Here is a 14560-nt window from a genome sequence, read left to right as displayed (position 1 = left end):
GGACCGGGCCCCTGTGTGTGCGCCGTATGCGCTCTGACTGCCCACCGGGCGTGTACACAATCGTGACGGATCCGATCTCCCGGAACAACAGGAGGAGCGGGTCCGTCATGATCGTGTACGGTGGCGACACTCAGCCACCGGAGGAGAGCTGACCGGCAGCCCTCCCCTACAGCGACTTCTTCAGTGTCTCCACCGTGAGATCGACCGCGGCGATCCACGCCTCCGGCTGGGTGAAGCCCTGCTCTGCACCGGCGTCACCCCGGGTGCGCACACCCGGCTCCAGCGCCGCACCCGCCCCGCGAGCCGCGGCCCGTTGCAGGGCGTAGTCCCCGCCCCGCTCCATGATCCGCCGGACATCCGCCAGTTCATCCGCGCACCCGAGTTCCACCGCCAACGGTGCCAGCCGGTCCACCCAGTCGGCGATGTCCTCGGTGACGAGCCGCTCGGTGGTGTCCCGGTCGGTGATGATCAGTGCGTCGAGCCCGTAACGCGCCGCCCGCCACTTGTTCTCCGCGACATGCCAGTACGGCAGGGTCGGCAGTTCCCGGCCCGCCTCCCACTCGCGCTCGTAGTGCACGACCAGGCAGTGGATGAAGGCGGCGATCGCCCCGACCTCCCAGACCTCCATGGTGGCGTCGGCGAACCTGACCTCCACCGTGCCGTACTTCGAGGGTCGCACGTCGAAGTGCATCGACCCGGTGTGGTTGATCACCCCGGAACGGTCCTGGTCGACGTTGAACGCCTCCCACGCCTCCCAGTCGGTGAACTGGTACGGCATGCCCGCGGTCGGCAGCTGCTGGTAGAGCAGGGTGCGGTTGGAGGCGTAGCCGGTGTCGAGGCCCTCCCACGCCGGGGAGGACGCGGACAGCGCCAACACATGCGGGTACTGCGTCATCACGGAGTTGATGATCGGCCAGACCCGGTCCTTGCCACCCACCCCGACGTGGACGTGGATCCCCCAGATGAGCATCTGACGCCCCCAGTACTGGGTGCGCTCGATGATCTCGTTGTAGCTCTGCTTCTCGCTGAGCACCTGGTCACCCCAGTGTGCGAAGGGGTGCGTGCCGGCGGAGAAGACGTTGACCCCCATCTCCCCTGCGACCTCCATGATCTTGCCGAGCTGCCCGCGCAGGTCCTCGACGGCGTCCGGAATCGTCTCATGGACGCCGGTGACCATTTCGAGGGTGTTCGCGAGGAACTCCCGGGTGATGGTGTGCCCCGGGTACCGGCGGTCGAGCTCCGCCATGATCCCCGGGGCTTCCGCCACGAGGTCGCGGGTCACGGGGTCGACGAGCGCGACCTCCCACTCGATGCCGACCGTCGGTGCTGAACCGGGGAATTTCATGCGCGTGATGTTACTGCATCGGCGAAGCGGTCACTGTAGCCGATGTTGCTCCAGCGGCCACCACAACCCCGGTCGGCGCCCCGTTCGACGCCCGGCGGACAGGTCCCCGAACGGATTCGCCGGTTGCCCGGCACTTGCCGTGGCCGTCACCTGTCCGGTGAGACGTCCCCACATCGCAGATGGTTGGCGGTATCCGGAAGGATCAGCCGACCGGCCCCGCGAGGACCACGACGATCTCGGACACACCGATGGGACTTCTGCCCGGGTCGGTGGCGGTCCTGAAGTCCTCGTCGGTGACTCCGGTGCGCTCAACTGCACTGATTCCAAGGTCATCGGCGACGGCGCGTGCATCAGCCTCGGCCTGGGCATTTCCAGCGGGGTAGTACACAGCGGACTCCGGGTAGACACCGCTCGGCAGGTTGCCTGCGGTCACTGAGGTCCAGCCCCGGTCACGAAGCTGGTCGGCGGTGGACTCACCGATCTTGTCGCGGGTGTTGTTCAGCACTGTAACGGCGGTGCCACGGTCCACCGTGACCGCGTGATCCTCGCCGGGGGCGGGAGCCTCAGCAGGAGAGGAGCCGTCGGCGGCCGGGTCGTCGGATGCGCCGTCAGCATCGTCAGTGACGTCAGCGCCCTCGGCCCCGGAGGCACCCCGGTCTCCCTCACCGGGCACAGGTGCGGTGGTGGACGCGTCGGTTCCGGACGCCGTGTCGTCGGAGTCGTCACCGCCGAACAGGGAGAAGGCACCCCAGATGATGAGGACCACAGCGACGGCGGTGAGGATCATCGCCAGTCCCCTCAGCGGCGGGCCGGACTTCTTCGACGGCTGTGCGGCAGCAGCACCGGCTCCCGCCGTCCCACCGGTCACCGCCGCTCCCGCACCGGCGGCACCGGCGGCCCCGGCGGCCCCGGCGGCACCCTCCGGGTAGATGTAGGCGTCGTCGTAGGCATCGTCGTAGTCGCCGTCGTAGTCGCCGCCGTAGGCATCGTCATAGTCGCCACCGTGGGCGCCACCGTAGCCGCCACCGTGGGCGCCACCGTGGGCGGAGTTGTCGTACGGGTCCTGCTCGGGCCCCTGGGAATGCCGCGGTCGGTTCTGCTCAGTCACGCCCCAATAGTAACTTCAGCCACGCCGTTCCAGCAGCATCCGCACCATCACCGGGTCAGCCGCCTGCGCCTCAGGCCGCTCGATCAGCGTGTTGAGCTGCTGGAAGTACCGCCACGGCTCCATCCCGAACCGCCGTCGGATCTCCTCCTCCTTCGCCCCGGCGGCAGCCCACCTCAGATGTTCGAACGCGAGGATCTCCCGTTCCCGTTCACTCAGCGCCGTCATGACCGTAAAGTGTAACGCCTGTCCTCCACCGACGGTTGAGGTGACCGACCCCACCCACGCCGAGCCACCAGGGAGCCCCTGTGACCGCTGCCACCATCGACGCCCCCGGAGACCACTCCGGGGCCCGCACACCCGAGGAGAAGAGGGTCCTCGCCGGCACCCTCGTCGGCACCACCATCGAGTGGTACGACTTCTTCATCTACGCCCAGGCCGCCGCCTTCATCTTCGCCCCGCTGTTCTTCGAACCGGTGGGCAGTGATTCGCTGGCCCAGATCTTCTCCTGGGCCACCATCGGCATCAGCTTCCTGTTCCGCCCCCTCGGCGCGGTCATCGCCGGTCACCTGGGGGACCGGTACGGTCGCAAGGCGGTCCTCGTCGTCACGCTCATCGGCATGGGCGTCGCCACCGCGCTCATCGGCATCCTCCCGACCTACGGGACGATCGGGGTCGCCGCGCCGATCCTGTTGATCCTGCTGCGGATCCTGCAGGGGTTCTCCGCCGGGGGCGAGTGGGGTGGGGCCGCCCTGATGTCCGTCGAGCACGCACCCCGTGACAAGCGTGGCCTGTTCGGCTCCTACCCGCAGATCGGAGTCCCCCTGGGTCTGATCCTGGCGACCTCGTTCATGTACATCCTCACGAGGTCCCTCTCCGAGGAGGACTTCCAGTCCTGGGGCTGGCGTATTCCGTTCCTGTCCTCCCTGGTGCTCATCGTCATCGGCTACCTCATCCGCCGCAGTGTCGAGGAATCCCCGGTCTACCTCGACATGCAGGCCCGTCAGCAGGACGCTTCCGCCCCGCTGGGCCGCCTGTTCCGCCACCACTGGAAGCGTGTCCTGCTCGCCGCCCTGATCTTCGCCGGCAACAACGCCACCGGCTACATGATCATCGCCTTCTTCTCCTCCTACGGCGCGAAGACCCTGGGAATGGAGAAGTCCCAGACGCTCGTCGCCGCAATCATCGGCGGCGTGTGCTGGCTCGTCCTCACGATCTACTCCGGGGCGCTGTCTGACCGGATCGGACGCCGCGTGACCTTCGCCATCGGCTACGTGCTGCTCATCGCCTGGGTGGTTCCCATGTGGTGGTTCATCGACCGGGGTACCACCGCCACGATGGCCTTCGCGATCGTCGTGATGACGCTCGGCCTGGCCCCCTCCTACGCCCCGCAGTCGGCGCTCTACGCCGAGATGTTCCCGGCGGACGTGCGGTACTCCGGCACCTCCATCGGCTACGCCTTCGGCTCGATCCTCGGCGGTGCCTTCGCCGCCACCTTCGCCCAGATGATCTTCGACGCCACCGGGAGGTCCTGGATGATCGGCCTCTACCTCGGCGGTGTGTGCCTCGTCTCCCTCATCGCCGTACTCCTGGTTCCGAAATCGGTAGAGAAGTCCGACCTGCGCGTCTAGGGCGGCACCGGGGCCGGGTTATCCTGGACGGCATGTCCGTTCTTCCCGTCGTCATCTGCGGCGACCCCGTCCTCCACCGCCCCACCACCCCGGTCCCCGGACCGGTCGCCGACCAGCTCGGCGAGGGCACGGAACTGTCCACCCTCATCGCCGACATGTACGAGACCCTGGCGCTGGCCCACGGTGTCGGTCTGGCAGCCAACCAGGTCGGCGTCGGCCTGCGGCTCTTCATCTACGACTGCCCCGACATCGACGGACCCGACGGTACCCGCAAGTCCCAGGCCGACATCGACGCCCAGGGCGGCCCGATGCGCCGCGGCTGCGTCATCAACCCGGTCCTGGAGACGTCCGAGATCCCGGAGACCATGCCGGACCCCGAGGACGATGTCGAAGGCTGCCTCTCGGTCCCCGGCTACGACTACCCCACCGGCCGCGCCGACTGGGCGCGGGTCACCGGAACCGACGAGCACGGCGAGCCGGTGAGCGTGGAAGGGTACGGCTTCTTCGCCCGCTGCCTGCAGCACGAGACCGGTCATCTCGACGGTCACCTCTACATCGACACGCTCATCGGCCGCAACGCCCGGGCGGCGAAGAAGATGGTGAAGCGCGAGGGGTGGACCGTACCCGGGAACACCTGGCTCCCGGGGGTGGACGCCGACCCCTTCGGCCACGACGAGTAGTCCTGATGGACGACACCTCCTTCTCCGGGGCACGCGCCGGAGCCCGCCCACCGCGGGAGACCGGGCTGCCCTTCCCCGTCTCCCGGTACACCGACCCGGTCAGTGTGCGCACCGGGGTCCGTGCCACGGTGCGCCACCTCGTCCGCGGGGCCGACGGCCACCCCGACCGCAACCCGGACACGGGGCGGCCCCTGGTCAGTGACGTCATCGGCGTCCTGCGGTCGATCGACCCGCTGACCGTGGAGGATGCCGCGGGCACCCTCCACCGCATCCCGGTGCGTGCCGTCGTCGTCCTCAAGACCCTTCCTGCGGCACCGGTGCGTTCCTCCGACATCCGGGCGGTCGAGGCCGCCACCGCCGCCGCCTTCCCCGGCCTGGAGCACCGGAACATCGGCGGCTGGCTGGCCCGCGCCGGTGACGGGATCACGGAACGGTCCAACTCGGCCGTCCCGCTCGGCCCGGGGACCGGCACCTCCCCGGTGCCGCTGGCGGAGATCCACGCCTTCTACCGCTCCCATGATCTGCCGACCAGACTGCTGCTGCCCGACCGCATCAGCCGGCCGGCCGAACCGTTGCTCGGACTGCCCGGGGTGCGGCGTGGCCCGGAGATCATCGTCATGACCCGCGACCTCGGCGACGGTGACGTCGGCCCCACCGCCCTTCCGACGGTCCCCGGGCCGCCCGTCGATCTCGCCGGACGCCTGGAACTGCGGATCGACGACCAACCCGACGACGAGTGGCTGCAGCTCTACCACTTCCGCGGTGAGCCACTGCCCGAGCACGCGCTGCGACTGCTGGCGGCCCGGCTCGACGGGGCGCTCGGCTTCGCCCGGATCACCGTCGACGGGCGGACCGTGGCCGTCACCCGGGGCACCGTGACCGCGGGCGGTGGACGGTACTTCCTCGGATACTCCGCCGTGGAGGTCGCCCCGGCATGGCGTCGGCGGGGTCTCGGCACGCTGCTGGGCACCGCCATGCTCCACTGGGGTGCGGCGCAGGGGGCGGCGGAGAGCTACCTCCAGGTCATCGCGACGAACCTCGCGGGGCGCGGGCTCTACCACGGCCTGGGTTTTTCCGAGCACCATCGGCACCGGTGCGTCCTCATTCCCGATACTGTGTAGTGCATGCGCGTCGCCACCTGGAACATCAACTCCGTACGCACCCGGGAATCCCGGGTGCGTGACTTCCTCTCCCGCTCGGACGTCGACGTCCTGTGTCTCCAGGAGACGAAGTGCACCGACGGGCAGTTCCCCGATTTCTCCGACACCGGCTACGAGCAGGTCCACCACGGGCTCGGCTCCTTCAACGGTGTGGCTGTCCTCTCCCGCGTCGGTGTCGGCGAGGTGACCACCGGGTTCGGCCAACCCGGCTTCGACAAGGACCCGCTCGCACCGCAGGAGCCGGAGGCCCGCGCCCTGGGTGTGACCTGTGGCGGGGTCCAGGTGTGGAGCCTCTACGTCCCCAACGGCCGCGAGATCTCCGACCGGCACTACACCTACAAGCTCGACTTCCTCGACGCCCTGGCGTCCTACGCGGAGCGGGAGACCCGCCCGCTGGTGGTCACCGGTGACTTCAACGTCATCCCCACCGACGACGATGTCTGGGACCCCTCCCTGTTCGTCGGCAAGACCCACGCCACGCCCCGGGAGCGTACCGCCCTGCGGCGGTTGGAGGACGCCGGGCTCACCGAGGCGACCGCCCCGCTACGGGGCCGCTACTCGTACTGGGACTACCAGGCGATGCGGTTCCAGCGCGGCCAGGGAATCCGCATCGACCTGCAGTACTGCCGGGGGATCACCCCGGCCGCGGACCCCGCCCCGGCCGTGGATGCCGCCGAGCGTCGCGGTAAGGGCGCCTCCGATCATGCCCCGGTCACCGTGACCTATGCCGACCCCGTTTCCCACGGTGCCACCGGTGCCACCGCAGAAGGCGGAGCCGGCCGTGTGGGATGACATCGTCACCGCCTGGAACTTCGTGACCCCGGACTGGTTCGGCATGTCACTCATCTCCACCCTGAGCGGTGGTATGGCCTGGTGGGGCTGGATGTTCGTCGGGCTGGACCTCACGCTGAAGATCATCGCCGTCGGCTATGTCCCCTCACAGCGCAAGCCCTCGAGCGCCATGGCCTGGCTGCTGGCGATCTTCCTGGTGCCTTTTCTCGGCATAGCACTGTTCATGCTCATCGGCTCGCCGTACATCAACCGGCGCCGGCACAAGATCCAGAACCAGGCCAATGAGCTGCTGCGCACCGTCAGCCGTGACGAGCCCGACATCCCCGCGGGGCACTCCCTCACCCCGGAACTGCGCAGTCTGGTCTCACTGAACCGTCGGCTCACCGCGATGCCCGCGACCACCGGCACCGTCGTCGCCGTGTACTCCGACTACGTCGGGTCGATCACCCGTATGGCGGAGGCGGTGGACACGGCGAAGCACTACGTCAACGTACAGATCTACATCACCGCCTGGGACGACACGACCGATGTGTTCTTCCGCGCCCTGGAACGCGCGGTGCAGCGGGGCGTCACCGTGCGCTACATGTTCGACCACGTCGGCAGCTGGAAGTACCCCGGCTACCTGAAGCTGGGCAGCCGGCTCGACGCGATCGGCGTGCAGTGGCTGGTCACCCTTCCGCTGCAGCCCTGGCGGTGGCGGTTCCGCCGACCCGACCTGCGCAACCACCGCAAGTTGCTGGTCATCGACGGTCACACCGGGTTCATGGGCAGTCAGAACATGATCGACGCGTCCTATCTCAAGAAGGGGAACATCAGGGAGGGGCGCCACTGGATCGACAACATGACCGAGATGACCGGCCCGGTCGTCACGCTGCTGAACTCGGTGTTCGCCGTGGACTGGTTCACCGAATCCGGCGAGGAGCTGCCACTGCTCACCCCCACCGAATCCACCGCCTGGCTGTCCAGCCGGCCCGACATGCTGCAGATCATCCCGTCCGGCCCCGGATTCACCACGGAACCGAACCTGCGGCTGTTCACCTCGATCGTCCATCACGCGAAAACATCGCTGGTGCTGGTCAGTCCCTACTTCATCCCGGACGAGTCACTGCTGGAGGCGATCACCACCGCCGCCTACCGCGGGGTGGAGGTCGAGCTCTTCGTCTCAGAGAAGGCCGACCAGGGTCTCGTCGAGCACGCCCAGTCGTCCTACTACGCCGAACTGCTCCGGGCCGGGATCCGGATCCTCCGATTCCCCTACCCGGCGGTGCTGCACTCGAAGTTCATCATCGCCGACCACGAGGTGGTGTGCACCGGGTCGTCGAACATGGACATGCGCTCCTTCGGGTTGAACTACGAGATCACCCTCATGTCCGCTGAGGGTGCCCTGATGGAGAAGATGACCGCGCTGGCGGCGGAGTACCGGGACGCCTGCACAGAACTCACCGCCGAGGAGTGGGACCGGCGCCCCCGGCTCCGTCGTTACGTCGATAACGTGGCCCGGCTGACCTCCGCCCTCCAGTGAGTGTTTTACAATGGAGGCCATCGGCTTTTGGCTGTGCAATGACCTGCAACCGGAAAGAGCACCTGACAAGGAGTCCCACCATGACCAACGAGACTGTCGACGACATCTACGAGGCGTCCCGGGGACAGATCCGCGGCCACCGGGCGGCAGAGATCCTCCCCGATGTCGACGTCACCGAGATCGCCTCCGCCGTCTACGACTTCCTGTCCGCGCTGCGACGACTGATGGACCGACCCAACCAGAAGCTCGCGATCTCCCAGTCCGAGATCGAGGTGCTGCAGTTCATCTCGCAGCACCCGGGCTGCGGCGTCTCCGACATCGCCCGGCTCCGGTTCCTCCGCGCCTCGAACGTCTCCGCGACCGTCCGCCGCCTCATCAACTCCGGACTGGTCGTGCGCCGCGCCAATGACCAGGACCGCCGCGCACAGGACCTCTTCCTCTCGGAGGAGGGCATCGAGATGCTGAACTCCGTCACCGACGAGTGGGCACTGCTCATCGCCCGGGCCGCGACCCGGATGGACGGCCGGGACCTGGCGAAGCTGCGTCGTGGTGTTCCCGCGCTGCGCAACCTGTCCATCGCCGCCGAGAGTCTCATCGAGGACATCCAGCGGCAGCGCTAGTCCCGGCTGACCGCCCGCCGGGGTGGCACGGGCCCCCGACCGCGGGCGAACACCCCCGCCGCGGCCGCGATGAGGGCGCACACGGTCATCACGAGAGACATGCTCAGCAGCCCGTCGGACCCCAGCCCCACCAGCGGCGCCACCGCACCGGCGGTGATGAACTGTCCGGCACCCAGCAGCGCCGACCCCGCCCCGGCCCGCCCCCTGCTCAGATCCATCGCCTGCGCGGTCGTGTTGCCCATGTTCAGGGCGTTGCCGACCGTCGCGACCGCGGTGCAGACGACCACCGCCGGCACCGACGGTGCGACCAGGGCGACCACCAGCAGTGACAGTGCACCGGCGACCAGCAGGACGTGGCCGGCACGTTGCAGCGTCGCCGGGCCGTAGTGCCCCACGATGCGGGCGTTGACGAGGTTGGTGACCACCAGGGCCACCGCGTTACCCGCGAAGACGAGGCTGAACCCGGCCGGGGACAACCCCAGCTCCTCCTGCATGACGAAGGAGGAGCCGGACACGAAGCTGAAGAAGACGCCGAAGCCGACGGCGAAGGCCCCGAGATGGCCGACGAAGGCGGGGATGCGGAACAGACCGCCCATCCGTCGGTAGACGTCCCCCGGTGGCCCGGGAGCCCGGTTCTCCCGCTGGAGTGTCTCCGGCAACGACAGTGCGACGACCACCTCCAGGACGCCGACGGCCGCCAGCGTCCAGAAGACGGTCCGCCAGTCCCCCAGCCCGGCGACCGCGCTGCCGACGACCGGGGCGATGATCGGCGCGACGGCGGTGAAGATCATCATCGTGGACAGGGCCTTCGCCGCCGCAGCCCCGGACGCCCGGTCGGCGATCATGGACCGCCCCAGCATGACGCACGTGCCGCCGGCCGCGCCCTGGAAGAGACGCACCACGATGAAGGCACCGACGCCCGGCACGACGGCGCACAGCACGGAGGCCACCAGCCAGACGACGGTGGCGGCGGTGAGCATGCGGTGGCGTCCGGCCCGGTCGGACAGCGGCCCCATGACCAGCTGCCCGAGGGCCATCCCCACCATGAAGGCGGTGATGGTGAGCTGGGTGCCTGAATCGGTGGTCCCCAGGTCCCGGCTGATGTCCGGCAGGCTCGGCAGGTACATGTCCGTGCCGAACGGCCCCGCGGTGGACAGCAGGGCGATGCCGGCGAGCATCGCCAGGGGAAGGTCGGGGCGTGGGCGGGAGTCGGTCACGTCGGTTCAGCGTACCGCCCGGTCAGACGTCCCGCCTGCGCAGGACGACCACGCCGGCGGCGAAGACGACCAGGCTGAACACCAGGAAGTAGATCACGGACCCCCCGATACCCCAGGGGGCGTCGCCGATGGCCGACTGGTACAGGCCGGCGTTCATGTTCTGGAACGGCAGGTACGGGGTGATCCACTCACCGACCTTCGGGATCATCCCGATGAGGTCCTCCAGCAGGAGCATCCACAGCAGCATGAGCGCGACACCACCGGCGGTGCGGCGCAGCAGGTATCCCACCCCGACAGAGAACATGACGACCAGCACCACGTCCAGCACCAGGATCCCGATGACGCTCCACGCCCCGTCGGCGGACAGGGACAGCCCGTCTGCCAGGGAGGGGTCGTCGAGCTGAGCCCTCGCCGTCAGCGCGGTCAGGAAGATGCTGACGACACCCATGACGAAGAAGACGACCGCGGCAATGCAGCCGTAGACCAGGGTCTTCGCCACCGGAAGTTGCCAGCGCCCCGGTGCCGCGAGAGCGGAGAGCTTCGCGGTGCCGTTACCGTACTCCCCGGTGACCATGATGACCGCCTGGATGACGACGATCATCATGCCGAACAGCTGCAGCCCGGTGAGGCCGGTGGAGACGTCGAAGAGGTCCGAGGGATCGCCGAGGGACGCGAGGGTGGAGCCGTCCCGGTCGTCGAGGGCCGTCTGGTAGGCGTAACCGTTGGAGAAACCCATGAGCAGGGCCCAGCCGACCGTGAACAGCACGATGAGCGCGGTGGTCCAGTAGAAGCCCTTCGTGGAGCGGAGCTTGATCCATTCGGCGTTGACGGTGTGCAACAGCATCAGTTGACCCCTCCGTGGTTGTCGTTCCCGACGATACCGGGCAGTCCGGTGACCCCGCCGGACGGTCCGCCGGTCTGGTAGTCCACGGCGTGACCGGTCATCTGCATGAAGGCGTCCTCCAGGGAGGCGCGGCGCTCCGACAGCTCGAGGAGCATCAGACCGTAGGAGAAGGCGATGCGGCCGATGTCGTCCGGGACGGTGCCGTGGGCGACGAGGATCGGCCGGTCGTCCTCGTCGGTGGCGTCCTCCACCTCGATGCCCTCCTCACCGAGCGCAGCGCGGAGCTGGTCGAGATGCTCCGAACGCACCACCGTGGTGGACTCCGAGGAGTTCCTGATGAACTCGTGGGTGGTGGTGTCCGCGACGAGGCGGCCCCGGCCGATGACCACGAGCCGGTCCGCGGTGAGCGACATCTCCGACAGCAGATGCGAGCTGATGAGCACGGTGCGCCCCTCGGCAGCCAGGGAACGGACGAAGTCTCGGACCCACCGGATGCCCTCAGGATCGAGCCCGTTGACCGGCTCATCGAGGATCAGTGTGTCCGGGTCACCGAGAAGTGCGGCGGCGAGGCCGAGACGCTGCCCCATGCCGAGGGAGAACTTCCCGGCCTTGCGTCCGGCGACATCGGCGAGACCGACGAGGCCGAGGACCTCGTCGACCCGCGTCCGGTCGATCCCGTTCGCCGCCGCCAGCCACTTCAGGTGGTTCGCGGCGCTGCGGTTGGGGTGGACCCACTTCGCGTCGAGCAGGGTGCCCACCCGGGTCAGTGGGCGGTCCAGGTCCCGGTACAGTATCCCGTCGATGGTGGCGGTTCCGGCGGTGGGTTCGTCAAGACCCGTGATCATCCGCATCGTGGTGGACTTCCCCGCCCCGTTGGGGCCGAGGAATCCGGTCACGATGCCGGACTCCACGGTGAAGGACAGGTCCTCCACAGCGGTCGCGGCACCGTACCTCTTGGTCAGTGACTGAACTTCAATCATGCTGACAATGGTGCCACATAACTCAGGTGGGCCTTGGTCAGTATCATCGGTGCCATGTCCGCGCCGGAGAAGGCGACGACCGTACCGTCGCCTGTGCAGCCCACCACCGACACCCCCGAGGGGCCCCCGGGGGCGGGCTCCCCACGTCGCGACGCCGACCGGTGGATGGACGAGGAACTGTTCCGGGACGGGCCGCGCCGGATCCATATCTTCACCCCGCTCGTCGAGGCGCCACGCCGTTTCGCCCGCTTCGTCTCCACCACCCCCGGCCTGCTCACCGTGGTGTCCGTGGTGCTCGTCCTGGCGATCCTCGCGGCCGGCGGTGCGATGGCGGCGTCCTCCGGGAACCGGCAGGGTGAGCTCAACACCCTGGTCAACCGTTCCGAACCCGTCGCCTTCTCCGCCCAGGAACTGTTCAACTCCCTGTCCGTGGCCGACGCGGTCGCCGCCACCGGCTTCCTCTCCGACTCGTCACGCACCGCCGACACCCGCAGCTCCTACCGGGAGGCCCTGGACACCGCCTCCCGCGCGGTCGTCCGCGCGGCCAACGGGATCAACGACCCCTCCAGCCGGGAGATGCAGCTCATCCTGGAGATCCAGGAGAAGCTGCCGACCTACGTCAGCCAGGTGACCGAGGCGGGGGCGAACAACCGTCAGGGATACCCGCTGGGCGCGGCGTACATCACACAGGCGTCCGCGATGATGCAGGATGAACTGCTGCCCGCCGCCGCCGAACTCTACGACCGGACGAGTTCCTCGGTGGTCCACCAGCAGCACCGGCTGACCCGCCCCAGCTGGTTCGCCCTGTCCGGCCTGTTCGCCGCCGTCCTCATGCTGCTCCTCGCCCAGTTCTGGCTGGCCGCCTGGTCGAACCGCAGGATCAACGCCGGCTACGCCACCGCCACGGTGCTCATGGCGGTCGCCCTGATCTGGGCGTCCGCCTCCGCGCTGACCACCTGGCATGACGGACCGCGCGGGGTGGATGGTGCCGCCCAACCGCTGCAGACCCTCACCTCGCTGCGCATCGGGGTGCAGCAGACCCGGTCCACCGAGGTCCTCGGTCTCGTCCAGCGCGACTACACCACCGACAACCAGACCGACTTCACCGACCGGATCGCCACCATCGACACCCGGCTGGAGGAGCTCCGTTCCGTCGCCGGTGGCCGGGCGAACCGCGACCGGATCGACGGGGCCAGGGAGGCGCTGAGGACCTGGGACAGCGCCCACGCGAACATGGTGTCCCTCGTCCGCCAGGGCCGCTACACGGAGGCTGTGCAGGCGGCGGTCGGCAGCGGTGCCGAGAGCGTCAGCGAGAGCTTCACGACGCTCGACAGCGACCTCGAGAGTCTCATCGACGACTCGCGCGACCAGCTCCGCGGCTACCTATCCGACGCCGGTGGTGCGGCGAGCAGGGTGAATCTGCTGGTCCTGGTCCTGTCCCTGCTGTCCATCCTCTGCGTCATCCAGGGCACCCGCCCCCGGCTCCAGGAGTACCTCTGATGGGAACCCGCACCCGCACCGTCGCCGTCCTCATGAGTTCCGGACTGCTGCTGGCGTCCTGCAGCTCCGGCGCCGGGCTCCAGCAGTGGCCGGCCCCCGCCGACCCCGACATTCCGCTGCCCGCCGGCGCGGTCTTCAGTGACGGTTCGGACGCCGGCCAGGTGCAGGACGACGGCGGCGTCCCGTTCGGGTCCCTGCGCCCCGGCGCCGCCACCGCCGGGCAGCGCGTCCCGGCCGTCATCGACCGGGGACGTCTCATCGTCGGCGTGGCGCAGTCGATGAACCAGCTGGGTTTCCGCGACCCGGTCACCGGTGACATGGCCGGTCTCGAGGTCGATATCGCCCACGAGATCGCCCGCGACATCTTCGGAGACCCCGGGCGGGTGGACTTCCGTTACGTCGAGGGGCTCAGCCGGGAGGACGCCCTGCGCGACGGCGACGTGGACATCGTCGTCCGCTCGATGACGCTGACCCGGATACGTCAGCTCGACGTCGAGTTCTCGATCCCCTACCTCTCGGTGAATCCCCGGCTGCTGGTCGCCCGGGACTCCGGGATCACCTCGGAGGCCGATCTCGCGGACCGGACCGTGTGCGCCACCCGGAGCTCCACCAGCGCACAGTCACTGCTCAACGGCATCAGCCACGGCAGGCTGCTGCTGACCCAGACCTGGCCGGACTGCCTCATGGCGATGCAGCACGGTCAGGTGGACGCGATCTACTCCGATTCCGCGGTCCTCTCCGGGCTCCGCGCCCAGGACCCGAACACCGAACTCGTCGGTGACAGTGACCGCACCGACTACTACGGTGTCGCCACTGCACCCCCCACCGTCCGCGACACGGCGGGGCTGGTCAGGCAGGTGAACTCCACCCTGGAACGGATCCGGTCCGACGGCACCTGGGACCGGATCTACGACCGGTGGCTCGCGCCGTACACGGGGCCCGCCTCCCAGCCACCGGCGGTGTACCGCACCGACGCGGAGTCGGCGGAACTGCGTCAGCTGCGCCTCGACGCCGAGGCCGCGGCTCCCGGCCGCTCCTCCGCCGCAGCGCCGACCACCGCCACTGCCTCCGCCACTGCCTCTGCCACTGCCTCTGCCACTGCGGGCGAGGAACCGACCGAAGGGAACTGACCGTGGACGACAACACCCGCGACGAGCGGCACAG

At 68.9% G+C, this 14560-nt stretch carries 14 protein-coding genes; 8 read left to right on the top strand and 6 right to left on the bottom strand.

Annotated features, from left to right (window positions below):
- Positions 1 to 166: 166 nt before the first annotated feature.
- The 3 genes from QZV72_RS13035 to QZV72_RS13025 form a co-directional block, all read right to left on the bottom strand.
- Entirely contained in the window at positions 167 to 1345 is a 1179-nt protein-coding gene (locus tag QZV72_RS13035) for a glutamate--cysteine ligase (RefSeq protein WP_297009008.1), read from the bottom strand.
- A gap of 202 nt (positions 1346 to 1547) precedes the next feature.
- Complete coding sequence (locus QZV72_RS13030; protein ID WP_297009007.1) at positions 1548 to 2453, bottom strand: LytR C-terminal domain-containing protein; 906 nt, start codon at positions 2451 to 2453, stop codon at positions 1548 to 1550.
- A gap of 15 nt (positions 2454 to 2468) precedes the next feature.
- Positions 2469 to 2678: a DUF3263 domain-containing protein gene (locus tag QZV72_RS13025; protein ID WP_297009006.1), complete on the bottom strand. Its 210-nt coding sequence runs from the start codon at positions 2676 to 2678 to the stop codon at positions 2469 to 2471.
- Between the two features lie 80 nt (positions 2679 to 2758).
- Here QZV72_RS13025 and QZV72_RS13020 point away from each other — a divergent pair, with 80 nt between their 5' ends.
- The 6 genes from QZV72_RS13020 (at position 2759) to QZV72_RS12995 (ending at position 8855) form a co-directional block, all read left to right on the top strand.
- Positions 2759 to 4081 carry an MFS transporter gene (locus QZV72_RS13020; RefSeq protein WP_297009005.1) on the top strand — a complete coding sequence of 441 codons (1323 nt, stop codon included), beginning with the start codon at positions 2759 to 2761 and terminating at the stop codon, positions 4079 to 4081.
- A 32-nt stretch (positions 4082 to 4113) separates the two neighbouring features.
- Positions 4114 to 4761 (top strand): peptide deformylase, encoded by a 648-nt coding sequence (locus tag QZV72_RS13015; protein WP_297009004.1) that lies wholly within the window; start codon positions 4114 to 4116, stop codon positions 4759 to 4761.
- Positions 4762 to 4766: 5 nt separating this feature from the next.
- A complete protein-coding gene (locus QZV72_RS13010) occupies positions 4767 to 5882 on the top strand; it encodes a GNAT family N-acetyltransferase (RefSeq protein WP_297009003.1) in 1116 nt (371 codons plus the stop codon).
- Positions 5883 to 5885: 3 nt separating this feature from the next.
- Entirely contained in the window at positions 5886 to 6713 is an 828-nt protein-coding gene (locus QZV72_RS13005; RefSeq protein ID WP_297009002.1) for an exodeoxyribonuclease III, read from the top strand.
- 73 nt (positions 6714 to 6786) lie between these two features.
- Entirely contained in the window at positions 6787 to 8235 is a 1449-nt protein-coding gene (cls, locus tag QZV72_RS13000; protein ID WP_297009011.1) for a cardiolipin synthase, read from the top strand.
- 80 nt (positions 8236 to 8315) lie between these two features.
- Positions 8316 to 8855, top strand: a complete 540-nt coding sequence (locus tag QZV72_RS12995; protein ID WP_297009001.1) for a MarR family winged helix-turn-helix transcriptional regulator — start codon at positions 8316 to 8318, stop codon at positions 8853 to 8855.
- On the opposite strand, the gene QZV72_RS12990 is transcribed toward QZV72_RS12995, so the two are convergent.
- Genes QZV72_RS12990 through QZV72_RS12980 form a run of 3 tightly spaced genes read right to left on the bottom strand, consistent with a single transcriptional unit; the run spans position 8852 to position 11896 of the window.
- Entirely contained in the window at positions 8852 to 10072 is a 1221-nt protein-coding gene (locus QZV72_RS12990; protein ID WP_297009000.1) for a multidrug effflux MFS transporter, read from the bottom strand. The genes QZV72_RS12995 and QZV72_RS12990 overlap by 4 nt on opposite strands.
- Before the next feature lie 22 nt (positions 10073 to 10094).
- On the bottom strand, positions 10095 to 10916 hold the full coding sequence (locus QZV72_RS12985; protein ID WP_297008999.1) for an ABC transporter permease: 822 nt from the start codon (positions 10914 to 10916) through the stop codon (positions 10095 to 10097).
- The gene (locus tag QZV72_RS12980) at positions 10916 to 11896 is read right to left on the bottom strand and encodes an ABC transporter ATP-binding protein (RefSeq protein ID WP_297008998.1); all 981 of its coding nucleotides are present in this window, start codon (positions 11894 to 11896) and stop codon (positions 10916 to 10918) included. Before QZV72_RS12980 ends, QZV72_RS12985 begins: the two co-directional genes overlap by 1 nt.
- Positions 11897 to 11950: 54 nt before the next feature.
- On the opposite strand from QZV72_RS12980, the gene QZV72_RS12975 reads away from it, so the two are divergent.
- Entirely contained in the window at positions 11951 to 13396 is a 1446-nt protein-coding gene (locus QZV72_RS12975; RefSeq protein ID WP_297008997.1) for a hypothetical protein, read from the top strand.
- Complete coding sequence (locus tag QZV72_RS12970; protein WP_297008996.1) at positions 13396 to 14526, top strand: transporter substrate-binding domain-containing protein; 1131 nt, start codon at positions 13396 to 13398, stop codon at positions 14524 to 14526. Before QZV72_RS12975 ends, QZV72_RS12970 begins: the two co-directional genes overlap by 1 nt.
- Positions 14527 to 14560 lie beyond the last annotated feature (34 nt).

The sequence above is a fragment of the uncultured Corynebacterium sp. genome, assembly GCF_902782855.1.
In the GTDB taxonomy this organism is placed as follows: Bacteria; Actinomycetota; Actinomycetes; order Mycobacteriales; family Mycobacteriaceae; genus Corynebacterium.
The sequence above is the reverse complement of the archived record's forward strand: the minus strand, read 5'-3'. Positions and strand labels throughout refer to the sequence as shown.